This is a genomic window from Arthrobacter sp. P4_F10 (assembly GCF_056401435.1).
The window spans coordinates 1-23,753 of sequence record NZ_JBFUJJ010000008.1 but is presented as its reverse complement, the minus strand read 5'-3'; the positions used below and the strand labels follow the sequence as shown (position 1 = coordinate 23,753).

At 68.6% G+C, this 23,753-nt stretch carries 16 protein-coding genes; 10 read left to right on the top strand and 6 right to left on the bottom strand.

The genetic code is table 11. From position 1 onward, the window contains the following. Positions 1-109 precede the first annotated feature (109 nt). The 3 genes from ahcY to AC1DR1_RS10840 all read left to right on the top strand — a co-directional run bounded on the left by ahcY (position 110) and on the right by AC1DR1_RS10840 (position 4,389). Positions 110-1,588: an adenosylhomocysteinase gene (gene ahcY, locus AC1DR1_RS10850; protein ID WP_229995159.1), complete on the top strand. Its 1,479-nt coding sequence runs from the start codon at positions 110-112 to the stop codon at positions 1,586-1,588. 157 nt (positions 1,589-1,745) lie between these two features. After that, positions 1,746-2,972 (top strand): L,D-transpeptidase, encoded by a 1,227-nt coding sequence (locus AC1DR1_RS10845; protein ID WP_229995158.1) that lies wholly within the window; start codon positions 1,746-1,748, stop codon positions 2,970-2,972. A gap of 112 nt (positions 2,973-3,084) precedes the next feature. Beyond that, entirely contained in the window at positions 3,085-4,389 is a 1,305-nt protein-coding gene (locus AC1DR1_RS10840; protein WP_229995157.1) for a TIGR01906 family membrane protein, read from the top strand. Positions 4,390-4,412: 23 nt separating this feature from the next. Here AC1DR1_RS10840 and AC1DR1_RS10835 read toward each other — a convergent pair whose 3' ends face one another. Further along, a complete protein-coding gene (locus tag AC1DR1_RS10835; RefSeq protein ID WP_476992570.1) occupies positions 4,413-6,242 on the bottom strand; it encodes an AMP-dependent synthetase/ligase in 1,830 nt (609 codons plus the stop codon). A 60-nt stretch (positions 6,243-6,302) separates the two neighbouring features. Then, positions 6,303-8,039, bottom strand: coding sequence for a dolichyl-phosphate-mannose--protein mannosyltransferase (locus AC1DR1_RS10830; protein WP_364747241.1), 1,737 nt, complete (start codon positions 8,037-8,039; stop codon positions 6,303-6,305). Between the two features lie 65 nt (positions 8,040-8,104). Between AC1DR1_RS10830 and rsmI the strand changes: the two genes are divergently transcribed. After that, the gene (rsmI, locus tag AC1DR1_RS10825; RefSeq protein WP_414645526.1) at positions 8,105-9,025 is read left to right on the top strand and encodes a 16S rRNA (cytidine(1402)-2'-O)-methyltransferase; all 921 of its coding nucleotides are present in this window, start codon (positions 8,105-8,107) and stop codon (positions 9,023-9,025) included. Between the two features lie 271 nt (positions 9,026-9,296). Beyond that, on the top strand, positions 9,297-10,796 hold the full coding sequence (locus AC1DR1_RS10820; protein ID WP_476992569.1) for an NAD-dependent succinate-semialdehyde dehydrogenase: 1,500 nt from the start codon (positions 9,297-9,299) through the stop codon (positions 10,794-10,796). A gap of 9 nt (positions 10,797-10,805) precedes the next feature. Here AC1DR1_RS10820 and AC1DR1_RS10815 read toward each other — a convergent pair whose 3' ends face one another. The 3 genes from AC1DR1_RS10815 to AC1DR1_RS10805 are packed head-to-tail and all read right to left on the bottom strand — an operon-like array spanning position 10,806 to position 15,981. Continuing rightward, positions 10,806-13,337 carry a transglutaminase TgpA family protein gene (locus AC1DR1_RS10815; protein WP_476992568.1) on the bottom strand — a complete coding sequence of 844 codons (2,532 nt, stop codon included), beginning with the start codon at positions 13,335-13,337 and terminating at the stop codon, positions 10,806-10,808. Next, positions 13,334-14,818 (bottom strand): DUF58 domain-containing protein, encoded by a 1,485-nt coding sequence (locus AC1DR1_RS10810; RefSeq protein WP_476992567.1) that lies wholly within the window; start codon positions 14,816-14,818, stop codon positions 13,334-13,336. The genes AC1DR1_RS10815 and AC1DR1_RS10810 overlap by 4 nt, the downstream gene beginning before the upstream one ends. A gap of 14 nt (positions 14,819-14,832) precedes the next feature. Then, positions 14,833-15,981: an AAA family ATPase gene (locus AC1DR1_RS10805; protein WP_364747247.1), complete on the bottom strand. Its 1,149-nt coding sequence runs from the start codon at positions 15,979-15,981 to the stop codon at positions 14,833-14,835. Positions 15,982-16,158: 177 nt separating this feature from the next. Here AC1DR1_RS10805 and AC1DR1_RS10800 point away from each other — a divergent pair, with 177 nt between their 5' ends. The 5 genes from AC1DR1_RS10800 (at position 16,159) to AC1DR1_RS10780 (ending at position 22,484) form a co-directional block, all read left to right on the top strand. Then, on the top strand, positions 16,159-17,046 hold the full coding sequence (locus AC1DR1_RS10800) for a TatD family hydrolase (RefSeq protein WP_476992566.1): 888 nt from the start codon (positions 16,159-16,161) through the stop codon (positions 17,044-17,046). 304 nt (positions 17,047-17,350) lie between these two features. Beyond that, complete coding sequence (locus AC1DR1_RS10795) at positions 17,351-18,496, top strand: transglycosylase family protein (RefSeq protein ID WP_476992565.1); 1,146 nt, start codon at positions 17,351-17,353, stop codon at positions 18,494-18,496. 215 nt (positions 18,497-18,711) lie between these two features. Next, positions 18,712-19,551 (top strand): 16S rRNA (adenine(1518)-N(6)/adenine(1519)-N(6))-dimethyltransferase RsmA, encoded by an 840-nt coding sequence (gene rsmA, locus AC1DR1_RS10790; RefSeq protein ID WP_476992618.1) that lies wholly within the window; start codon positions 18,712-18,714, stop codon positions 19,549-19,551. 81 nt (positions 19,552-19,632) lie between these two features. Continuing rightward, entirely contained in the window at positions 19,633-20,595 is a 963-nt protein-coding gene (locus AC1DR1_RS10785; protein ID WP_229995022.1) for a 4-(cytidine 5'-diphospho)-2-C-methyl-D-erythritol kinase, read from the top strand. Positions 20,596-20,654: 59 nt separating this feature from the next. After that, on the top strand, positions 20,655-22,484 hold the full coding sequence (locus AC1DR1_RS10780) for an ABC-F family ATP-binding cassette domain-containing protein (protein WP_364747255.1): 1,830 nt from the start codon (positions 20,655-20,657) through the stop codon (positions 22,482-22,484). A gap of 483 nt (positions 22,485-22,967) precedes the next feature. Here AC1DR1_RS10780 and AC1DR1_RS10775 read toward each other — a convergent pair whose 3' ends face one another. Then, complete coding sequence (locus AC1DR1_RS10775; protein WP_476992617.1) at positions 22,968-23,567, bottom strand: TetR/AcrR family transcriptional regulator; 600 nt, start codon at positions 23,565-23,567, stop codon at positions 22,968-22,970. Positions 23,568-23,753: the final 186 nt, after the last annotated feature.

Below are 23,753 nucleotides of genomic sequence, written 5' to 3'. Positions count from 1 at the left end.
GCCACCCATCAGGAACGCACCCGGCAACGAATGACTGCCTAGACCCAGAACCACCTGGTTACAACCAGCTCCAGACACGCAACGCCACCGGCCACAACAAAGGATTCACATGACTTTCGATTACAAGATTGCGGACATTTCCCTGGCCGAGGCGGGCCGCCATCAGATCCGCCTCGCCGAGCACGAGATGCCCGGACTCATGTCCCTGCGCGAGGAGTTCGGCGCCAGCCAGCCGCTCAAGGGCGCCCGGATCGCCGGATCCCTGCACATGACGGTCCAGACCGCGGTGCTGATCGAGACCCTTACCGCGCTCGGCGCAGAGGTCCGCTGGGCCTCCTGCAACATCTTCTCCACCCAGGATGAAGCCGCCGCCGCAGTGGTGGTCGGCACCGGCACCGTCGAGGACCCGCAGGGCGTCCCCGTCTTCGCCTGGAAGGGCGAGACGCTGGAGGAATACTGGTGGACGGCCCAGCAGATCCTCACCTGGCCGGGCGCCGACGCCAACCCTGAGCTGGGTCCGAACATGATCCTGGACGACGGCGGCGACGCCACCATGCTGGTGCACAAGGGGGTCGACTTCGAGGCCGCCGGTGCTGTCCCCGCCGCCACCGAGGACGAGTCCGAAGAAGGCCGGGTCTTCCTCGACGTGCTGCGCGCCTCGCTCGCGGCCGACCCGCAGAAGTGGACCCGCATCGGCTCCGTCCTGCTCGGCGTCACCGAGGAGACCACCACCGGTGTGCACCGCCTGTACCAGCTGGCGGAGCAGGGCAAGCTGCTCTTCCCGGCCATCAATGTCAACGACTCCGTCACCAAGAGCAAGTTCGACAACAAGTACGGCATCCGCCACTCCCTGCCGGATGGAATCAACCGCGCCACCGACGTCCTCATGGGCGGCAAGGTCGCCGTCGTCTGCGGCTACGGCGACGTCGGCAAGGGCGCTGCGGAGGCCTTCCGCGGCCAGGGGTCGCGCGTGATCGTCACGGAAATCGATCCGATCTGCGCCCTCCAGGCGGCCATGGACGGCTACCAGGTCGCCAAGCTGGAATCCGTCCTCAGCGAAGGCCACATCTTTATCACCACCACCGGCAACAAGGACGTCATCATGGCCAAGCACATGGCCGGGATGCGTGACAAGGCGATCGTGGGCAACATCGGCCACTTCGACAACGAGATCGACATGGCCGGACTGGCGCGGGTCCCCGGCATCAAGAAGGTCGAGATCAAGCCGCAGGTGCACGAGTGGGTCTTCGAAGCCGACACAGACGCCCAGCGCTCCATCATCGTCCTGTCCGAGGGCCGGCTGCTGAACCTCGGCAACGCCACCGGACACCCCTCCTTCGTCATGAGCAACTCCTTCGCCAACCAGACGATCGCCCAGATTGAACTGTTCACGAAGGCCGGCCAGCCCGAGGGCGAACGTGAATACGAGAAGCAGGTATACGTCCTGCCGAAGATCCTGGACGAGAAGGTCGCCCGCCTGCACCTGGGTGCCCTCGACGTGGAGCTGACCGAGCTGTCCAAGGAACAGGCCGAGTACCTGGACGTCGACGTGGCCGGGCCGTACAAGCCTGGTCACTACCGCTACTAGGAAGCCTCCCAAGGGGCCCCGGACTCAGGTCCGGGGCCCCTTGTTGTGACCGTTTTGGGGGCACTTTTGTAACCGGATCGTGGTCGAAACGGTCCGGGGTTCCAAGGTAACTCGCTTATGCTGGCAAGATGACGTGTGGAAACGCCCGGGTCCTGTGATGGCCCTGAAAAACTGGAGTACTGGCCGCAAGATCGCCTTGGTGGGCGTGGTCTGCGCCCTGGCAGCCGGCGGCGGGGCCTTCGCAGCGGCGGCTCCGGGGATCGCCCAGCCGGCGATTTTCTCCGAGGCGGGATCCCCGGCCCGGACGACGCCGGGACTCGCCGTCCCGGTGGTGGCCCCCGCGGAACTTGCCGTCGCACCGGCCGACGGCGCCAAGCAGGTAAACCCCGCAGCGCCGGTATCCCTCAAGGTCACCAACGGGCGCATTGACCGGGTGGCCCTCACGACCGACGCCGGCGACACCGTTGACGGCACCCTGAGCGCGGACGGGGCCGCCTGGACTTCCTCCGGCGACCTGACGTTCAACACTCGGTACAACTTCAATTACTCCGTGGTGGATGACGCCGGACGCAACACCAACAGCACGCGGACCTTCACCACCGTCTCTACGGCCAACGAGGCCGACGCCGCGATCTACCCCCTGGACGGGATGAAGGTGGGCGTGGCCCAGCCCCTGCAGATCACCTTCAGCGAGCCGGTCCTGAACCGGGACGCCGTCGAAAAGGCCATCAAGATCACCTCCACTTCCGGCCAGAAGGGAGATTTCCGCTGGTTCAGCAAGAACACCGTCAGGTACCGGCCGGAGGCCTTCTGGGCAGCGAACAGCACCATCACGATGGACATGCAGCTGTTCGGCGTCGAGTTGGGCAACGGGCAGGTGGGCAACTTCAACAAGACGGTGACCATTCGCGTCGGGGACAAGAAAGTGGCAGTGGCCGACGCCAAGGCCCATACCTTCTCGGTGAGCATCAACGACCAGCCGGTCGGGAAGTGGCCGGCGACCATGGGGGACAAGCGGTTCCCGTCTGCCCGGGGCTATCTCGTGTTCATGGAGAAGCACCGGGTGGAGCACATGGACGCCTCCACGATCGGGCTCAAACCGGGGGATCCGGCCTACTACGGCCAGCTTGACGTCAACTACGCCACGCGCCTGACGCCCAGCGGGGAGTTCATCCACCAGGCCACGGATTCCGCAATGCCCTACATCGGCAAGGCGAACCTCTCCCACGGCTGCATCGGCCTGGGCCCGGACGGGGCGAAGTGGGTCTTTGACAACATGACCACCGGCGACGTCGTCCAAGTGGTGAACACCGAGGGGGAGTACGCCAACTTCGATGACGGCTACGGGGACTGGAACATCCCTTGGGCCCAATACGCCAACTGACGGGGTGGCACCTCGCCGAGCCTGATCCTCTGACGGTAGGCTCGGAGCCAGATAAATTGCGCAGCCGGGCGCAGGCCGGGCAGCACAGAAGCCTACGGAAGCGAAGCTCCACGTGACTGACAAGAGTCCCACCCCACCCGACCGGCCGGATCCGCACCTGGATCCCACGGACGACACCGACGAGCCGGCGTTCGACTGGATGAAGCCGGCCTCCGCCGCCAAGCCCACCGCAGGCTCCGCAGCCGCCCCTGCCGGCAAGCCCGCTGCCACCTCCGCCGCAGGCTCTGCCGGCAAGCCCGCTGCCACGAAGCACGACGGCGCAGCTGCTGCGGCCGCCGCGGCGGCGGCGTCCGCAACCAGCCAGCCAGGGAGCCGCGCCGACCGCAAGGCGGCCGAGGCCGCCGTCCTCCAGACGGAGGCCGGGACGTCCGGTGCATCAGCCGGAGCACGCCAGGACTCCGCCTCCGACGAGCCGCTGCAGACCACTGCCCTGCAGACCACGGCCCTGCAGACCACGGCCCTGCAGGATCCTGCCCAGGAGGACGCCGAACGCCGCAATGCCGAACGCCGGAATGCCGAACGCGAGCAGGCCGCCAAGGCCAAGCCTGTCCTGCCCCGGGTGATGCAGGTGCTGCTCGCCGTGTTCTACCCCCTCATCCTGCTGGTGCTCGCCGTCCGCGCCGTGACCAGCCCCATGTTCCTCTGGGTGGAGTACAACCGGCCAGGCTTCCCCGGCGACGGCTACGGCTTCAGCACGGATGACCGCATGACCTACGGCTCCTACGCGGTGGACTACCTGAGCAACTGGTCAGGCCCGCGCTACCTCGGCGATCTTGTGGACCTAAGCGGCGAGCGGCTGTTCAAGGACGGCGAAGTCAGCCACATGGCCGACGTCAAGGCCGTCATCTTGTCCACGTTCGGTGCCGGCACGCTGCTGATCCTGCTGGGTCTGGTTGCCGTGATCTACCTGTTGCGGAAACACAACGGGGGAGTCCGCCGCGGCCTGTTCGCCGGCTCGATCGTCACCCTCGCGGTCATCATCGGCCTCGGAACCCTCGCCGTGCTCGGCTGGGAGCAGTTCTTCACCGATTTCCACCGGATTTTCTTCGCCAACGGGACCTGGACCTTTACGCTCCAGGACACCCTGATCCGGCTGTTCCCGGGCCAGTTCTGGATGGACGCCGGGATCGTCATCGGAGCCCTCGTCCTGCTTGCTTCCCTTCTCACCCTGATCCTGACCTGGCCCACGCGCCGGCGCCGCGGCCTTGGCAAGAAGGCCGGCACGTCCAAAGTCACGGACGCAGACGCTGACGCCGGCACTGACGCCACCGCCGAGGCTGCGCCCGCGGCAGACGGCACGCCCGGTGGCACCGGCAACGAGGCAGAGGGCGCTGCGCGCACCCGGCACACCGTCTAAGAGGGCCAGTTGCCCCTTGGGGTTCAGCCGTAGATGCGGTTGATGTGCTCCGCGTAGTCCCGCACGACGGCGGCCCGCTTGAGCTTGAGTGAGGGGGTCAGGTGCCCTGACTCCACGGTGAAGTCGGCGTCCAGGATGACGAAGCTGCGGATGGACTCGGCCTTGGAGACCAGGAGGTTCGCCTCATCGATGGCGCCCTGGATTGAGGCCCGGACGCTCTCGTCGGCGGCGGCTTCGCCCGGGGCCATGACGGGCACCTTCCGCGCCGTGCACCAGTTGTGCAGTCCTTCCGGGTCCAGGTTGACCAGTGCCGAGACGAACGGCCGGCCGTCGCCAACCACCACGGCCTGTCCGACCAGCTGGTGCTCCCGGATCTTTTCCTCGAGCGGGCCCGGGGCGACATTCTTGCCGCCGGCCGTGACCAGCAGGTCCTTCTTCCGGCCCGTGATGGTCAGGAAGCCGTCCTCGTCGAGGGAGCCGAGATCGCCGGTCCGGAAGAAACCGTCGACGAACGCCTCCGCGTTGGCGGCCTCGTTGGCGTGGTAGCCCTTGAAGACGCCGATGCCCTTGACCAGGATCTCACCGTCGTCGGCCACCCGGACCGTGGTTCCCGGCACCGGGATGCCGACTGTGCCCACCTTGGTCCTTGCCGGGGTGTTGGCCGTGCATGGCGCCGTGGTTTCCGTCAGGCCGTAGCCTTCCAGGACGGGGATGCCAGCGCCGCGGAAGAAGTGGGCATCGTTGGAGCTCAGCGCGCTGGCACCGGAGACCGTGTACCGCAGCTGGCCGCCGAATCCCTGCCGGAGCCGGGGGTACAGCAGCCGGTCGAAGACTGCGTGCCGGGCACGCAGGAAGAGTCCGGGTCCGGTGCCGTTGCCGCGGGAGGCGGCGTCCAGGGCCTTGGAGTAGTCGATCGCTGCCGCCGCTGCAGCCGTGAAGATGCGGCCCTTGCCCGCGGCGGCAGCCTTCTGCGCGGCTCCGGCGTAGACCTTTTCGAAGATCCGGGGGACAACCAGCAGGAAAGTGGGCTTGAAGCTGGCCAGGTCTTCCAGGAGCTCCTTGGCGCTTGCGGTGTGTCCGAGGGTGGAGCCGGAACTCAGGCAGATGACCTGCACCGCCCGGGCTAAAACGTGCGCCAGGGGCAGGAACATCAGCGTCCGCGAACGCGGCTGCAGGAGGATCTCGGGCAGGAAGAGGGCGACGTTCTTCGCGACCAGGGCAAAGTTGGCGTGGGTGATCTCGCAGCCTTTGGGCTTGCCGGTGGTGCCGGAGGTGTAGACCAGGGACGCAACGTCCGCCAGGGACGCAGCGGTCCGGTGGCGTTCGAGCTCGGCGTCGGTCACCCCGGTGCCGGCCGCGGCCAGGCTCGCCAGGTTCGGTGCCGCGCCGTCGTTCTCCATCCGCACTACGGAGACAAGCCGGTCTCCGAGGACGGCGGAGGCGTCCAGGACGCCCTGGACGAGGACCGCCTTGGCAGGGTCCTCGACGAAGACCCGCAGGGCCCCCGAGTCGTGGAGGATCCATTCGACCTGGGCCGCGGAGGAGGTCTCGTAGATCGGGACGGTGACGCCGCCGGCGAACCAGATGGCGAAGTCCACCACCGTCCACTCATACCGGGTGGCGGACATGACGGCGACGGTTTCACCAGGTGTCAGTCCGCCGGCAATCAGGCCCTTGGCCAGGGCCGTGACCTGCCCCAGGAATTGTTGGACGGAGACATCGGTCCAGCCGCTGGGGCCCTTGCGGGAGTAGAGGGCGTGCACGGGGTCCTTCGCGTGCTGCTCCAGGAGCAGGTCCGTCACGTTGCTCTCCGGATCCAGCTCCACGAGCAGTCCGGTGCTTGCTTCTCTCACAGCCGAGTCTCCATTTCCTGGTCCGCCCGGAGTTCGGCGGACTTCCCCTGCAATCCTGCCCTAGATCCAGGACGGCATCCACATCCGGATACGCCAGTCCTGGTACGGGATCACCTCGGCGGTCCAGACCGGATAGAAGAACGCGGACACCAGCACGGCCGCCACCACGAACAGCGCCACCAGGTAGAACCCGGATCGCCGGCGCCAGAGGGGGTCGCCGCGCTGGCCGAGCACCAGCCCCAGGCAATAGACCAGCGCCAGCACCAGGAACGGTTCAAAGGAGACCGCGTAGAAGAAGAAGGTGGTCCGCTCCGGGTACAGGAACCAGGGGAGATAGCCCGCGGCGACTCCGGCCAGAACCGCGCCGGCGCGCCAGTCGCGGCGGCCGGCCCACCAGAACAGCAGGACGCCCAGACTCACGGCCGCGCTCCACCAGATCAGCGGGTTGCCCACGGAGAGGATGGCGGTGGTGCAGTTGCTGAGATCGCAGCCCGGGCTGCCCTGCCCCGGGGATTCGTAGAAGAAGGACGTGGGCCGGCCCATGACCAGCCAGCTCCAGGCGCTGGCCTCGTACGGGTGGTCCGAACTCAGGCCCTGATGGAACTTGTAGGCTTCAAGGTGGTAGTGCGCCAGGGAGCGTACGGCGTTCGGCAGCCAGCCCCACTCGGCCGAGGGGTTGGTCTCGGCCCAGTGCCTGAAGTAGGCGTCTTTGGACCGGAACCAGCCGGTCCAGGTGGCGCCGTAGACCACGGCGGCCACCGGAACGATGCTCAGGAAGGCCGGGACGCCGTCCTTGAGGATGCCGCCGCTGATCCAGGCATGCACGCCGGCGATGCGCCGCGCGCTGAGGTCCCAGAAGACGGTCAGCAGGCCGAACCCGGCCAGAAAGAACAGGGCGGACCATTTCGTGCCGACCGCCAGGCCCAGGCACACTCCCGCAGCGAGGCGCCACCACCGGATGCCGAGCCAGGGCCCGGAGGTGAGCTGGAGCGCGGAGGGACGCCCCGTGGCGGAGGCTGCGGCCTGCCGGCCGAGCCGGGCTGCCAGCCGCCGCCGGCCGTCGTCGCGGTCCATCAGCAGGGCGCCGAACGCGGCGAGGACCCAGAACATGAGGAAGATGTCCAGCAGCGAGGTCCGGGACATGACGACGTGGTGGCCGTCCACGGCGAGCAGGACGCCGGCAACGGCGCCCAGGGTCAGCGAGCGGAAGAGCTTTTGCGCGATCAGGGCCAGCAGGAGGATGGACAGCGTCCCTGTCAGGGCCGCACCGAACCGCCAGCCGAAGGGATTGTCCGCCCCGAACAGCCACATGCCCGCGGCAATCATCCATTTGCCGACCGGCGGGTGGACCACGTACTCCGGCGTATTCAGCAGCACGCCGGGATTGCCGGCGATGAAGGAGTCGTTCGCCCGGTCGGGCCAGCTGCGCTCGTACCCGCTGACCAGGAATGAATACCCGTCTTTCACGTAGTACGTTTCGTCGAAGACCAGGTTTCGCGGCGTGTCCAGCCGGACGAACCGCAGTACGCCGCCCAGCGCGGCCGTGAGGACTGGAATGAGCCAGTACCAGAGCCGAAGCGACGCCGGGTAGTCCCGCCAGCTCTGGATGCTGCCGATCAGGCGTTCCCGGAGGGCCTCGGCCGTGTTGGCCTCGGCGGGGCGGCCGATCCAGCGGTGTCCCTCCAGATTGCGGCCGGTGCGGAAGCGGCCGCCGGCTCTGCCGTTGGCGCTGCTCGGACCTGTTGTCGGCGATGCGGCGGGGCCAGCCTCGGGCTGCCGCGTGGGGGTCTGGATCACGTTGCCATGCTACCTTTCGCGGCTGTGCTCGCAGGGCCGCGCCCCGGCGGCAGTAGGCTGGTCCTGTGGACCACGAACCCAGCACTTCCCCCCTTCCTCCCGCCGACGACAGCGCGGCCGCCGTCGTTCCGGCCCCTGTTTCCGCCCCTGGCGGCCCCGGCAGGATCGTCCTCGCGGCGACGCCGATCGGTAACGCCGGCGATGCCTCGGCGCGGCTCGTGGAGTTGCTGACGACGGCGGACATCGTTGCCGCGGAGGACACCCGGAGGCTGCACCGCCTCGTGCAGAACCTCGGCATCACCGTGGCCGGCCGGATCATCAGCTATCACGAGCACAACGAGGTGGCCAAGACCGCGGACCTGCTGGAGCAGGTCCGGTCCGGCAAGACTCTGGTCATGGTGACCGATGCCGGCATGCCGTCCGTGTCGGACCCGGGGTTCCGGCTGGTTGAAGGCGCCGTGGCGGCCGGGCTCACCGTCACTGCGGCGCCGGGCCCCTCCGCCGTGCTGACCGCCCTGGCCCTCTCCGGCCTGCCGACGGACCGCTTTTGCTTCGAAGGGTTCCTGCCCCGCAAGGCGGGCGAACGCTCCTCGCGGCTGGCGGACCTCGATGCCGAGCGGCGCACCATGGTGTTCTTCGAGGCGCCGCACCGGCTCGAACCTATGCTGAGGGCCCTGCGCGAAAGCTTCGGCGCCGACCGCCGGGCCGCCGTGTGCCGTGAACTGACCAAGACCTACGAAGAGGTCATCCGCGGCACCCTGCGTGAACTGCTCGAATGGGCCGAGTCCAACGAGGTGCGCGGCGAAATCGCGGTGGTGGTGGGCGGTGCTCCCGAACGCGAACCAGGCCGTCCCGAAGACCACGTGGCTGCCGTCAACGGGCTGATAGCCCAAGGCATCCGGTTGAAGGAGGCCGTCGCCGCCGTGGCCGACGACGCGAAAGTCAGCAAGCGCGAACTCTATGCCGCGGTGCTCGCCGCGCGGTGATGAAAGCCGCGGGCTCCGGGCGGCTCTGAGCCGCACCGGCCAGCTGGATCCGGACCCCGCGGATGGCATGGGGCAGTTGTGCAGCTGCACAGCATATTCTGGATCGGGTAGTGCGCGCATGCATAGACTTGCCCGTGAGCGCAGCAGTACCGTGGCAGTAATCCAGACGCCCGGGCCTGCTTGCGGGAACGAGCGCCGAAGCCAAAAACTAATTCAAACCAACTAGTGCCAACAAACTAGGGCCAACCGAATTGCTGACGAGGGAGTCATTGTGACTGTAACTGCCCAGCCTATTGTTTCCGCGGAGCGCGAGAGCGCCCTGCTGGCGTCCGTTCCGACGGGCCTGCTGATCAACGGCGAGTGGCGTCCGGCCGCGTCCGGGAAGACCTTCGACGTCGAGGACCCTGCCACCGGGAAGGTCCTGCTCAGCATTGCCGACGCCGGTCCCGAGGACGGCAAGGCGGCCCTGGACGCGGCCGCTGCCGCGCAGGAGTCCTGGGCGAAGGTCCCGGCCAGGGAACGGGGCGAGATCCTGCGCCGCGCGTTCGAGATGGTGACCGAGCGGGCGGAGGACTTCGCGCTGCTGATGACCCTGGAGATGGGCAAGCCGCTGGCCGAGGCCCGTGGCGAGGTCACCTACGGGGCGGAGTTCCTGCGCTGGTTCTCCGAGGAGGCCGTCCGCGCGTTCGGCCGCTACTCCGTCTCCCCGGACGGGAAGTCCCGGCTGCTGGTGACCAAGAAGCCGGTGGGCCCGTGCCTGCTGATCACGCCGTGGAACTTCCCGCTCGCGATGGCGACCCGCAAGATCGCCCCCGCGGTCGCGGCCGGCTGCACGATGGTGCTCAAGTCCGCGAACCTGACCCCGCTGACCTCGCAGCTCTTCGCGRCAGTGATGGTCGAGGCCGGGCTGCCCGCCGGTGTCCTGAACGTCATCCCGACCTCCACCGCCGGTGCCACGACCGGGCCGCTGATCAAGGACCAGCGCCTGCGCAAGCTGTCCTTCACCGGCTCCACCGAGGTCGGCCGCCGGCTGCTGGCGGACGCCTCCGAGACCGTCCTGCGGACCTCGATGGAACTCGGCGGGAACGCCCCGTTCGTGGTGTTCGGGGACGCCGACGTCGATGCCGCCGTCGCCGGGGCGATGCTGGCGAAGCTGCGGAACATGGGCGAGGCGTGCACCGCGGCGAACCGGTTCATCGTGCACGAGTCCGTCGCGCAGGAATTCGCGGAGAAGTTCGCCGCGAAGATGGCGCAGATGACCACGGCCCGGGGCACCGAGGCCGAATCCAAGGTCGGGCCGCTGATCGATGCGAAGAGCCGGGACAAGGTCCACGAGCTCGTCACCGACGCCGTCGCTGCCGGCGCGGTCGCGGTGACCGGCGGTTCCGCGGTCGAGGGCCCGGGCTACTTCTACCAGCCCACCATCCTCACCGGCGTGACCGAGGGCACCCGGATCCTGTCCGAGGAAATCTTCGGACCCGTCGCCCCGATCATCACCTTCGACACCGAGGACGAGGCCGTCCGGCTCGCGAACAACACCGAGTACGGGCTCGTGGCCTACGTCTTCACCCGGGACCTGAACCGCGGCATCCGGATGGGCGAACGGCTCGAGACCGGCATGCTGGGCCTGAACGCCGGCGTGGTCTCCAACGCCGCGGCACCGTTCGGCGGGGTCAAGCAGTCCGGCCTGGGCCGTGAGGGCGGCCTCGAGGGCATCGAGGAATACCTCTACACCCAGTACATCGGCATCGCCGACCCGTACGCCGGCTAAGCCCACAACCTAGCCGCGACGCACCCGGCGGACGGAGCTGCGGATCTTCCCCCAGGATCCTGCGAGCCCCCGCCGGGTGCGTTGTGCTGTGCGGGCGAGGAGCCGGCGGGGCCGCGGGAGGGCCCGCCGCCAGTCGGAGATGACCGACGGCGGCAGCCAGGCCGCGCGCAGCCGGACCAGTGCCCCCGCGTTGGCCCGCAGCGAGGCCTGCACCAGGGCGATCCTGGCCGCGGCGGAGTCGGCCGGATCCGGGGAGTCTGCGTTCTGCGCCGGACCCCCGGCGCCGCCCGGGCGGCCGTATTGCTCACGTTCAAAGTCCTCGGTCAGCGCGGCCGCGGCCCGCTGCCCTGGCGCATCCTCGCCGTCGGGTTCCCCCAACGCCGCCGAGGCACGCAACCGCTCCGAGAAATGCCGCGGCGTCTCGCTCGCTCCGGGCGCCACGCCGTAGTCCGTGGCCAAGTCCCGCAGTTCCGCCCAGGCCGGCAGGGCCGTTCCTGCCGTGGCGCCGGGATAGCCGCGGGCCGCCGTCCTCAGCCTGCGGCGCCGCACGCCGCTGCGCACCAGCCGCGGGGTGGCCACCAGCAGTGCCAGCAGCAGCGCCGCACCAACGCCGTACAACGCCTGTGCCACCTGCGTGCCCCCGGGCGCCGGCGTGCCGGCCCCGGGCGCCGGAACCGTGCCGGGGACCGGGAACGGTGCCGGGGTGGAACCGTCCCCGGGGGTCAGGGCGTCGTTGCGTTCGTTGGTGCTGGCGCCGCTGGGCAAGGAGGCCTCCGTGGCGTAGGCCGGAACTAGGCCGCGGGACGGCGTCGGCTCAAACGCGACCCAGCCGACGCCCTGGAAGTAGAGCTCCGGCCAGGCATGGGCGTCCCGGGCATCGACCTCGAACTCCGGAAGCGGACCTTGGCCCGAGACCGCCACCGTGGCCCCGGTGGGGCGTCCCGGGGCGTAGCCCACGGCGATCCTGCTCGGAATGCCCTCCAGCCTGGCCATGACGGCCATGGCCGAGGCGAAATGAATGCAGTAGCCGCTCTTCTGGTTCAGGAAGTCCGCCAGCACGGACAGGCCGTTCCCGTCGTAGCCGCCCTGCACGGGGGACTGCAGGGAGTAGGCGAACTCGGTGGAGCGCAGGTACCGCTGGATGGCCATGGCCTTCGCATACGGCGAGGCTGCTCCGGCCGTCACGGTCTTGGCCGTGCTGCTCACAACCTCCGGAATGTTCGACGGTTGCCGCAGGAACTGCTCCGGGATCCCGCGCACCGGCTCGGAAGCCCGCGCCAACAGCGCCGCCGTGAGCTGCGGAGTGACGGACGTGACCAGGTACTGCTGGTCGCGGGAATTGGTGTCGACCCCCTTGATGCTCAGCGTCGCAGGATCCCAGCTCCAGCGCCCCGTCAGGCCGTTGACCGCTTCCGGCGCATACGGCGCGGGCAGGTACGGGCTCGTGTACTGGCCGGTGTTGACGGCCGTGATCACCCGGAGCTCTGTCGGGGCGGTGTCAAGCCCGGACTCGATCCTGCCGGTCCCCGCTTGCCGGGTGGACTCCCGGTCATCGGGGGACCAGGAATCGCCGTCAAAGTTGTCCACCGTCACCGAGCGCAGGTACGGCGTCGTCGGCGCGTTTGTGGCGAAAGTGATCCGGCCCTCGCCCGAGGGACTGCGCAGGCTGGTGCCCAGGCTGATCATCGGATTCAGGCCGGTGGCGCTGCCGAACGGGTTCAGCCGCGAGCCTTGCGGGAACGTGCCCTGGTCGAAACCCGGGATGACCGGCTGCAGCAGGAGCGTGACGGTCAACGCCGCGGCGGCCGTGATCGCGCCGCGCCGGAGCTGCCCGGGGTTCCGGGCCGTGTCGGCCAGGGTACGGGCATCCGGCGTGAACCAGTGGCTGCACCCGAGAATCAGCAGATACCCGACGGCGGCGCCCACGAACCCGAGCACTCCCACACTTTGCGGCTTGACCATGGCCGGTACCACGAGGATTGCCAGGATCCCCAGCCCGCTCGTGGCCGGCAGCGCCAGCGGGAACGCCAGGGCATCGACGAGGATCACCAGGAGCCCGAGCACCGCGCAGATCAGCATGACGATGCCGGCGTTGGGGGCCACCGGGGTGCTCTCGGCAAGGACGGTTTCGCTGGCCCGCCGGAGGAACTTTCCCAGGTAGTTCGTGGTCTCCGGCGACGGAATGAACCCGGCAATGCTGTGCTGCCGGAAGAAAATGAAGGTCAGGGCCACAATGAGCGCCACCAGGCCGCCGGCAGCCACGAGCCAGGTCCGGGCCCGCAGCGACCGGAGCACCGCCATGGAGAACGCGACGGAGAGGACGACACTGAACACCGGGGAGTACCAGGCCCACCCACGCAGGACGCCGTTGAAGCCGAGGGCGGCGCCCGCGACGGCCACCGCGACGGCGGTCCCCATCACCCAGGGCTGGGCGCCGGGTCCGTCCGGCCGGGACGCCACGCCGGGGGACAGGACTGTCGGTTCTTCCGTGCCGGCCGGGCCGGCGTCAGATCCGGAGCCGCGGTGCGGTGCGAGCGTCATGGCCGGCCCCCCACGCCGCGGCGGACGTCGGCCGCGGAGGACATCGCCGGGTCTGTCTGGTCGAAGGCCGCCCATGCATCCGGCAGCGTGCTCCGCGCAGTTACCGCCACGGCCCGCCACCCGCCCAGCCGCAAGGCCTCCAGTACCTCGGGCATTTCGCCGGAATCCTGTGCCTGGTCCGTGACCAGCAGCGCGAAGGCGTTCGCCCCGAACCCGGCTGCCGGCGACAGCGCCCGGGCTTCGGCCAGGGACAGGCTGCCCAGGACCGCCAGGACCGGTCCCCGCAAGCGGTGGGCGGAGAGCTTGACCATCAGGGCGTCGTCGAAGACCTGCGGGGCGTTGGGTGCGGCCTTGGCCTCCTGCGGGCGCGACTGCGGCCGCGGCCCTTGGGCGCGGTCACGGGGCGGGCGGGTGTGGTGATGGTGGTGCGGGCCGGAAAGTTCGATGGCGGCCAGGCTTTCCGCGATGGACTGCAGCCCGGCCGTTCCGGTGTATTCCTCGGCTTCCGGGTCGGGAGCGGACGGAGAATTCCGGAAGGCGGGCCGGCCCGCGCTGTCCAGGAACCGCAGCGAGTAGTTGCGTTCCGCGAGGTGCGCGCCGATCGACATCGCCGCCGTGACAGCCCATTCGAAGGCGTCGCAGGTCAGCAAGTCATGGCCGTCGCCCTCCCCGCTCCCCGAGTGGCCGCCCGGGGAGTGGGCGCCGTGGCCAAACACGCCGTGGGGAAAAGCCGAGAGGCGCTGCTCCAGGATGATCGTTGCCTCGGGGGTCGTGACGGATTCCTCCTGCCGCACCATGAGGGACCCGTGCCGGGCGGTCGCGGCCCAGTGCACGCGGCGCAGCGGATCCCCGTGCCGGTACTCGCGGGTCATGACGTCATCGTCGCTTGGATTGGCCCGGGCCCGGGTGGGTGTGACGCCGTCGTGTCCGCGGGCACCGGCGAGCCCTGTCTCGGGGAGCTCCACAGCGGCGGGCGTCACGGTGAGGAGGTCGCCGTCGTCAATCGCATGGCGGTGGAAGGACAGCCCGAAGGGGTCGCTGAACTCCGCCGTGACGGGCCCGATCAGGAACTGGCCGCGCCGGGCCGAGCGAAGGTGGTACTCATAGCGGCTGGTGCCGCCGGCGGCCGCACGGGCCGGGAAACGGAAGACCGGGGATTCGCCGAACCGGGCCGGCAAGTGTTCCTCCATGATCGCGTGGCCTGTACCGGCCCCGGTCCGCGCGACGGCCAGCCGCACCGTGGTGCGCGCGGACGTTTCGACCRGCGACGGGCTGAATTCGCGGTAGACCTGGAACCTCGGCTTCAGGACCCGGGTTCCGGCCAGGGCCAGCACCGGCAGGACCAGCAGCAGTACGGCCAGCGCCAGCAAATCCCGGCGCCCCATGATCTGCGCGGCCAGCAGGGACAGCGCACCCGCTCCGAGCAGGCCCCAGCCGCGGGTGCTGAAGAAGTGTCCGGGGAACCGATCCCTCAACGCCACGGCGGAACCATGCCCTAGCGCGGATTCGGCAGTTTGGGTGAGGGCGCGGCTGCCATGGCTGAGGCCTGCTTCCGGCCAGGGCGGCCGGTTCCGTTGGTTGAAGCCGTCACTTCCGGCGTGACGGGGATCTTGGCGATGATGGCCCGGATGACGCTTTGCGGCGTTTCGCCCGCGCTGGCCGCCTTGCGGTCGAGGATGATCCTGTGGGCGAGCACCGCTTCGGCGACGCTGACGACGTCGTCCGGCAGCACGAAGTCCCGGCCCTCCAGTGCGGCGGTGGCCTTCGCCGCACGCAGGAGCTGAAGCATGGACCGCGGGCTGGCGCCGAGCCGGAGAAGCCCGCTTTCGCGCGTGGCCCGTCCCACGGCCACCGTGTACTCCTTGATGGACCGGGACACGTAGACCTGCTGCACCGTGGCGATCATGGCGGCCACTTCCGCCGCGGTGACCACTGCCGTCACGCGGGCCAGGGGAGAGGATGCCTGATGGGTCTCCAGCATCTCCATCTCGGACTCGCGGTCCGGGTAGCCCATGGAAATCCGGGCCATGAAGCGGTCCCGCTGCGCTTCCGGCAGCGGGTACGTGCCCTCCATCTCAATGGGGTTCTGCGTCGCCACCACCATGAACGGCTCATCCAGCCGGTAGGACGTGCCGTCCACCGTGACCTGGTGCTCCTCCATGCACTCCAGCAGGGCTGATTGGGTCTTGGCCGAAGCGCGGTTGATTTCGTCCCCGATGACGATATTGGCGAACACCGCGCCGTGCCGGAACTCGAAGGTCCGGGTCGCCTGGTTGTAGATGGACACGCCCGTGACGTCGGACGGGAGCAGGTCCGGCGTGAACTGGATCCGGTTGACGGAACAGTCGATAGTGCGGGCCAGGGTCTTGGCCAGCAGCGTCTTGCCCACCCCCGGGACGTCTTCCAGCAGCAGATGGCCCTGGGCAAGGAGCACGGTGAGCGCCAGCTTGGCCGCTTCAGCCTTGCCGTCAATGACCGTATTAATGGCCGTCAGGATCCGGGTGCTGGCTGAGTGGAAGGCGTCCGCGTCCATAGCCGGCGCCGAGGACCGGTGTCCGGCTGCGTTTGGGTCCAGGCCGGGGCGGCCCGGGAGTCTCTGTCCTTCGGGGAGAATGTCGTCTACGGAAGTGCGGTGGTAATCCATCGGCAGCCTTTCAGCCCTGGTGGGTCCCGGAACTGACCGCCAGCGGCCGCCGGACCCCGCAGCAGCGTTCGCCTGTTTCCTAACGGGGAAATAACAGAGTACTTACAGACTACTAACACAACCGCCGGGCCTGACAGAGAGTTCCGGGGATTTCTGGGCGCCGGTTAGGGTGGATGAATGCTCAATCCCCTCACTCCCGTCCCGTTCCGGGCGCCCGGAACTGACGGTACCGGACGCAGCGGGTATCCGCCCGCACCGGAGCCGCTGCCCGTGTCGGTCATGGACAACCACACGCATCTGGACTTTCCCGACGCGGAGCTCACCGTGGGCATCAGGGACGCCCTCGACGCCGCCGCAGCGGTCGGCGTCCAAGGTGCGGTGCAAGTGGGCTGCGACCTCGAATCGTCCCGGTTTACCGTCAAGGCGGTTGACCTTGACCCCCGGCTCCTGGGCGCAGTTGCCCTCCACCCCAACGATGCCCCCGGCTACGCCCGGCGCGGCGGACTCGAGGACGCCCTGGCCGAGATCGAGGCCCTGGCTGCCCATCCGAGGATCCGGGCGATCGGTGAGACCGGCCTGGACTTCTTCCGGACCGAGGGGGAGGGCCTGGCCCACCAGCGCTATTCGTTCCGCCGCCACATCGACATCGCCAAACGGCTCGGACTGACGCTGCAAATCCACGACCGCGACGCCCACGACGACGTCGTCCAGGTGTTGCGCGACGAGGGGGCCCCGGAGCGCGTGGTCTTCCACTGCTTTTCCGGCGACGAGGCCCTCGCCCGGACCTGCAACGCTGAGGGCTGGTACATGTCCTTCGCCGGAACCGTGACGTTCAAGAACGCGGCGGACCTGCGGGCAGCGCTGGCCATCGCGGAGCCGAGCCGGGTCCTGGTCGAGACCGACGCGCCCTTCCTCACCCCGCACCCGCATCGCGGCCGCCCGAACGCGAGCTACATGGTTCCGTATACGGTTCGGGCCATGGCCAATGTGACTGGGTCTGAGCTAGCCGAGCTGTGCTCGCAAATCGCCGCCAATACCGTGCGGGCGTACGGATCCTGGGACTGAACTGCCCCCTATCAGCCACGCGGGATAGATACCGGGTATGCACAAATTCTTGGCTCCTTTATAACGCTTCGATTACAGTGGTCAACTATTAGCCGGGGTCGGGGAAGGCCTACGGATGATTTCACTCCAGCAGGGCGTGCATTGTGGCCAACGAACCACATGCGCGCTCTCGTTTTGGGTGAGGCAGTGCACGCATTTTCCGTGACGCTCCGGACGCTGTCCGGACCCGCCGTTGGCGCGCTCACGGAGGGTGGCCACGTGCACTTATCCCCGTGCCCGGAAGGTCCAAGAGATTCGGGCAATTGTGGTCAAGTTCTTCACATCGGACGGAAAGTTCAGCTTCGTCAAGGTTGGCACGCAGCTCGTGGTGCTGGTGGCGCTGGTGCTGGGCCTCGTGGCCTTCGTCGGCAACAACAAGACGATCACACTCAACGTGGATGGCAAAGTCAGCTCCGTCCAGTCCTTCGGCGGAACCGTCGGAGAGGTCGTCAAGGGTGCCAAGGTTGAACTGCAGCCATCCGACAGGGTCTCGCCTTCGGTGGACGCCCACGTGCAGGACGGGTCCGTCATCAACGTCAACCTCGCAAAAGCCGTCAAGGTCAGCCTGGACGGCGCCGAGCGGACCATCTCCACGACCTCGCCCACCGTCGAAGGGCTCGTGACCGAACTCGGCGTGGCCAGCGCCTCGCAGGTCTCCGTGCCCAAGGACGCCCAGCTCGCCGTGTCCGGCTCGTTCGTTTCCATCTCGACGCCGAAGACCGTGAGCGTCGTCGCGGACGGCAAGGCTGCCGCGACCACCACGACGGCGGCCACCGTGGCCAAGGTGCTTGAGGACGCCGGGCTTTCGCTCGGAGCCAGCGACCGCGTCTCCCAGCCCGGGAACGCCCCCGTGGTCAATAACATGGTGATCAAGGTCTCCCGCGTCGACGTCAGCAAGACGGCCAACACCACCGAGCCCGTTGCCTTCGAAACACTCACCACCGAGAGCGCGGACATGTTCAAGGGTGAGAAGAAGGTCACCCAGGCCGGCGTCGCCGGCACCACCAGCAAGAGCTTCAAACTGGTCCTCGTGGACGGCCGCGAAGCTTCCCGGACCCTGGTGTCCGAGACCGTCAGCGCCCAGCCCGTCACCGAAAAGGTGACCGTCGGCACCAAGGAAAAGCCCACGCCGGCCGCCAACACCGGCGCGTCCGCCCCCGCCATGATGAACCAGGGCATGTGGGACAAGATCGCGCAGTGCGAATCCGGCGGCAACTGGTCCATCAACTCCGGCAACGGCTACTACGGAGGCCTGCAGTTCGACGTTAGGACCTGGCTCGGCTCCGGCGGCGGCGCCTACGCCCCGAACGCCGCTGCGGCCACCAAGGCCCAGCAGATCGACATCGCCAACCGCGTCTACGCGCAGCGCGGCCTGCAGCCCTGGGGTTGCGGCTGGGCCGCCTCCAGCTAGCACGCCAGAGCCGTAGGCCAGCCCGGCGGCTGACCGCCGGCCGCTGCCCGCCCGACTCCGCGGCTGCCGACCACAGCCAGGGGACCGCACAGGCCGGGTCCGGATTCGCTCCGGACCCGGCCTGCGGCGTACCCGCGCCGGGATAGGATACCTAGGTGACTGAACCGAGCCCCTCCGCCCCCGAAAGCTTGCCCGGAGCGGCGCCCGCACCGCTGATGGGTGCCTCCGATATCCGCCGGCTGGCAGAAGAAATCGGCGTGCGGCCCACGAAGACCCTCGGCCAGAACTTCGTCATTGACGGCAACACCATCCGGCGGATCGTAAACACCGCTGACATCCGGGCCGACGAGACCGTGCTGGAAGTCGGTCCCGGCCTCGGCTCGCTCACCCTTGGCCTGCTGGACGCCGCCCGGAGCGTGGTCGCCGTCGAGATCGATCCGGTCCTCGCCGGGCGCCTGCCGGCCACGGTGGGCCAGTGGCGGCCGGACGCCGTCGGGAATTTCCACCTGGTCCTGGCCGATGCCATGAGGGTCACCGAGCTGCCCGTCGAGCCGACCGCGCTCGTGGCGAATCTTCCCTACAACGTTGCCGTTCCCGTGGTGCTGCACCTCCTGCAGCGCTTCCCGAGCCTGCAGCACGGCCTGGTCATGGTCCAGGATGAAGTCGCCGACCGCCTCGCGGCCGGGCCCGGTTCCAAGACCTACGGCGTGCCTTCGGTCAAGGCCGCCTGGTACAGCAGCATGCGCAAGGCCGGCGTGATCGGCATGAACGTCTTCTGGCCTGCACCCAAAATCCATTCCGGACTCGTCGCCTTCACGCGCCGGGAGCCCCCCGTCACGACTGCCACCAGGGAACAGGTCTTCGCCGTGATTGACGCCGCCTTCGCGCAGCGCCGCAAGACGCTCCGGGCCGCCCTGGCAGGCTGGGCCGGCAGCGCCGCCGAGGCCGAACGCTGCCTGCGGGCCGCCGGCGTCGACCCCACCGCCCGCGGTGAAGTGATCGACATTGCGGCGTTCGCCAGAATCGCCGAAGCCCACGCGCAGCCGGTCGCCTGACGTCGTTCTGAGCTCCTGATGAGTTCCCCTGGGAGCTGTTCCGTGCTTGGAGCGCGGGCCGCGATGCCATAGCGTGGAGCCATGAACGCAGTGAGAGGGCGCTTTGCCGCGAGGACTGTTCGAGTCAAGGCTCCAGGCAAGGTCAACGTCTCACTGGACGTAGGGCCGTTGCGCCCGGACGGCTACCACTCAGTTGCCAGCGTCTACCTGGCCGTCTCACTCTACGAAGAAGTCGCGGCCACCAGCACCGATACCGGCGAGATCACCGTCAGCATCAGTTCCGCGAGCACTCTGGATCTTGACGGCGTGGACATCCCGCTCGATCACCGCAACCTGGCTTACAAGGCGGCAGCCATCATGGCCGACGTCTCGGAGCACTCCACCGGTGTCCACCTGGAGATCACCAAGCGGGTGCCCGTGGCCGGCGGGATGGGCGGCGGGTCCGCCGACGCCGCCGCCACCTTGCTGGCCTGCGACGCCTTGTGGAACAGCGGCCTGTCCCGCGACGAGCTGGCCCACCTGGCCGCCGAACTCGGCGCAGACGTCCCCTTCGCGCTGCTCGGCGGCACCGCCGTCGGGCTGGGCGTGGGCGACGACCTCTCGCCGGCCCTCGTCAAGGCCCAGACCGACTGGGTCCTCGTCACCGCCGACTTCGGCCTGTCCACCCCGGAGGTTTTCCGGACCCTGGACCGGCTGCGCGCGGCCGAGGGCGCGGCGGTGGACGAACCGGAAGCCGTGGATCCCGGCGTCATCACGGCACTGCGCACCGGCGACGCCGACGCCCTGAGCCGTGTCCTGGTCAACGACCTGCAGCGTGCCTCGATCGAGCTCGCCCCGGGCCTGCGCGAGACCCTGGGGCGCGGGGAGGCCTGCGGTGCGATCGCGGGAATCGTCTCCGGCTCCGGACCCACGGTCGCGTTCCTCGCGCACAGCCCCGCTGCCGCGGCCGGGCTCGCCGAAGAGCTCCGCCACCACAGTTTCGACGCCCTGGCCGTGCACGGCCCGGTGCACGGGGCCCGCATCATCTCCGATACGCTCCTTTAGGAGCTTTTCGAGCTCCCCACCGCATTACTTCACCGATACACCTAAGAAAGCAGTTCCCTGTGGCACACCTGCTCGGCGGCGAGAACCTCACGGTTTCGTATGCAACCCGTACCGTCCTCAATGGCATTACCCTCGGCCTTGAAGAGGGAGACCGGATCGGCATGGTGGGCCGCAACGGCGACGGCAAGTCGACCCTTATGCGGCTGCTGGCCATGCGCTCCACTCCGGACTCCGGCCGGGTGACCAAGCGCAGCGAGGTCAACATCGGCTACCTGGACCAGAGCGACGTGCTCGACGGCGACCTCACCGTCGGCGCCGCGATTGTTGGGGACCAGGCCGACTATGAATGGGCCCGCAATCCCCAGATCCGCGAAGTCATGGGCGGCCTGGTGTCCGACGTCGACTGGCACGCCAACGTCCATGCGCTCTCCGGCGGGCAGAAGCGGCGCGTGGCGCTGGCCAAGCTGCTGATCGAGGACCACGACGTCATCATGCTCGACGAACCCACCAACCACCTCGACGTCGAAGGCGTCGCGTGGCTGTCCCGGCACCTGAAGACGCGCTGGCGGGCCAACCAGGGCGCCTTCCTCGTGGTCACCCACGACCGCTGGTTCCTCGATGAGGTCTGCACCAAGACCTGGGAAATCCACGACGGCATCATGGACCCGTTCGACGGCGGCTACGCAGCCTACGTGCTGGCCCGCGCCGAACGTGACCGCTCCGCTTCCGTGGTCGAAAGCAAGCGCCAGCAGCTCGTGAAGAAGGAGCTCGCCTGGCTCCGCCGCGGTGCGCCGGCCCGCACCGCCAAGCCCAAATTCCGGATCGAGGCAGCCAACGCCCTGATCGCCGACGTCCCCGAGCCGCGCGACTCGACGGCGCTGAGCAAGATGGCCACGGCCCGGCTCGGCAAGGACGTCCTGGACCTTGAGAACGTCTCGCTGGACTTCCTCGGCGGCGATGCCGGGCAGAAGCTCTTCGACAACATCACCCTGCGGCTTGCCCCGGGCGAGCGGCTGGGCCTCGTGGGCGTCAACGGCGCCGGCAAGACCACCCTGCTGAAGCTCCTCAACGGCGAGATCCAGCCCACCTCCGGCAAGGTCAAGCGCGGCAAGACGGTGGTCACCGCGGTCCTCACCCAGGAGGTCAAGGAACTCGACGACGTCTCGGACCTGCGCGTGATCGAAGTGATCGAGCGTGAAAAGCGCTCCTTCAACGTCGGCGGCAAGGAATTCACCGCCGGCCAGCTCGTGGAGCAGCTTGGCTTCACCAACGAGAAGCAGTGGACCCCGGTCAGGGACCTCTCCGGTGGCGAACGCCGCCGGCTGCAGCTCCTGCGCCTGCTCGTGGGGGAGCCGAACGTGCTGATGCTTGACGAGCCGACCAACGACCTCGACACCGATACCCTCGCCGCCGTCGAAGACGTGCTCGACGGCTGGCCGGGCACGCTTGTTGTGGTCAGCCACGACCGGTACTTGCTGGAGCGCGTCACGGACCACCAGATGGCGCTCCTGGGCGACGGCAAGATCCGCGCCCTCCCGCGCGGCGTTGACCAGTACCTCGAATTGCGCGAAGGAGCCCTCGCCGGCTCCACGATCACCGGCGGCGGGAACCCCGTCACCTCCTCCGGCGGGGGTGCCGCGCCGGCCGCCGGCGGCCCTTCGGAGGGTGAAAAGCGCGACGCCCGCAAGGCCAAGAACCGGATCGACCGCCAGCTGGGCAAACTCAAGCAGCAGGAAGACAAGATCCACGCCCAGATGACGGCCGGGGCCGGGGACGCCAGCAAGTTCGACCAGCTCGCCGCACTCAACGCGAAACTCCAGGAACTCGCCGGGGAACGCGAAGCCCTCGAACTCGAATGGCTCGAGGCCCTGGAAGTGCTGGGGGAGTAGTCTCCCGGCTGCCGCGGGACATGCCCAGTGTGCTCGGCCACGGCTGGACATGCTCAGTGTGTTCGGGCACGGCTGGACATGCCCCTCGGAGCGTGTGACTCCCACGGGACATGTCCCAGTGAGCAGGCCAACACTGGACATGTCCTTTGCAGCCTTGAAAACACGCAGGACATGTCCCTTGGCGCGGGCCAAGGATGAGCATGTTGGTGTTATGTCCATTCCTCGTGACCAGCACTGAGCATGTCCCGCGGAGCGCGTGATTCCTGCAGGTCATGTCCCTCGGCTCGCCCCAAGGATGGGCATGTTGGTGTTATGTCCATTCCTCGTGACCAGCGCTGAGCATGTCCCGCGGAGCGCGTGAATCCCGCAGGTCATGTCCCTCGGGCCGCCTCAGGGATGGGCATGTTGGTGTTATGTCCATTCCTCGTGACCAGCGCTGAGCATGTCCCGTGGCAGCGAACGAGTCCCACCAGCCCCTGGGATTCAGTCCTGGCTGCGGAGACCCGGATCCTTCTGCAGCCCGGTCAGGCCATTCCAGGCCAGGTTCACGAGGTGCGCGGCGACTTCGCGTTTGTCCGGGGTGCGGCTGTCCTGCCACCACTGGCCCGTCATCGCGACCATCCCCACGAGCATCCGGGCGTACATGGCCCCGTCCGCGGGGCTGAAGCCGCGGCGGGCGAGCTCATCCTCGAGGATGTGCTCCACCCTGGCCGCCACCTGCGAGAGCAGCGTGGAGAACGCCCGTTCCGGCTGGGGCGGCGGTGCGTCGCGCATGAGGATGCGGAAGCCGTCGGTCCGGTCCTCGATGTAGGTCAGCAGGGCAAGGGCGGCCCGTTCCACGAGGACGCGCGGCTTGGCGTCCTCGGCCAGGGCATCGTTGATGGAGGCCAGCAGGATGTGGAACTCCTTTTCCACCACCTGCGTATACAGGCCTTCCTTGGAGCCGAAGTGCTCGTAGATCACCGGTTTGGAGACGCCCGCGGAGGCGGCGATTTCCTCGATGGTGGTGCCGTCCAGGCCGCGGACAGCGAAAAGCCCCCGGCCGATACCGATCAACTGCGTGCGCCGCTGCGGGCCCGTCATACGGGGCCGGGCAACGTGGCCGGGGGCACGCGCGGGCCTGCCGTTGCCGCCGTCCGCCCCGCCGGATGCCCCTGCACTCTTGATCACTGCACCATCATGCCCTACCGACCGGCGGGGCCGGCCCCGCCACCSCACCCGCCACCGCACGGGCCGCCCGCACCGGCCAGCCGCCCTACGGTGCCGCCG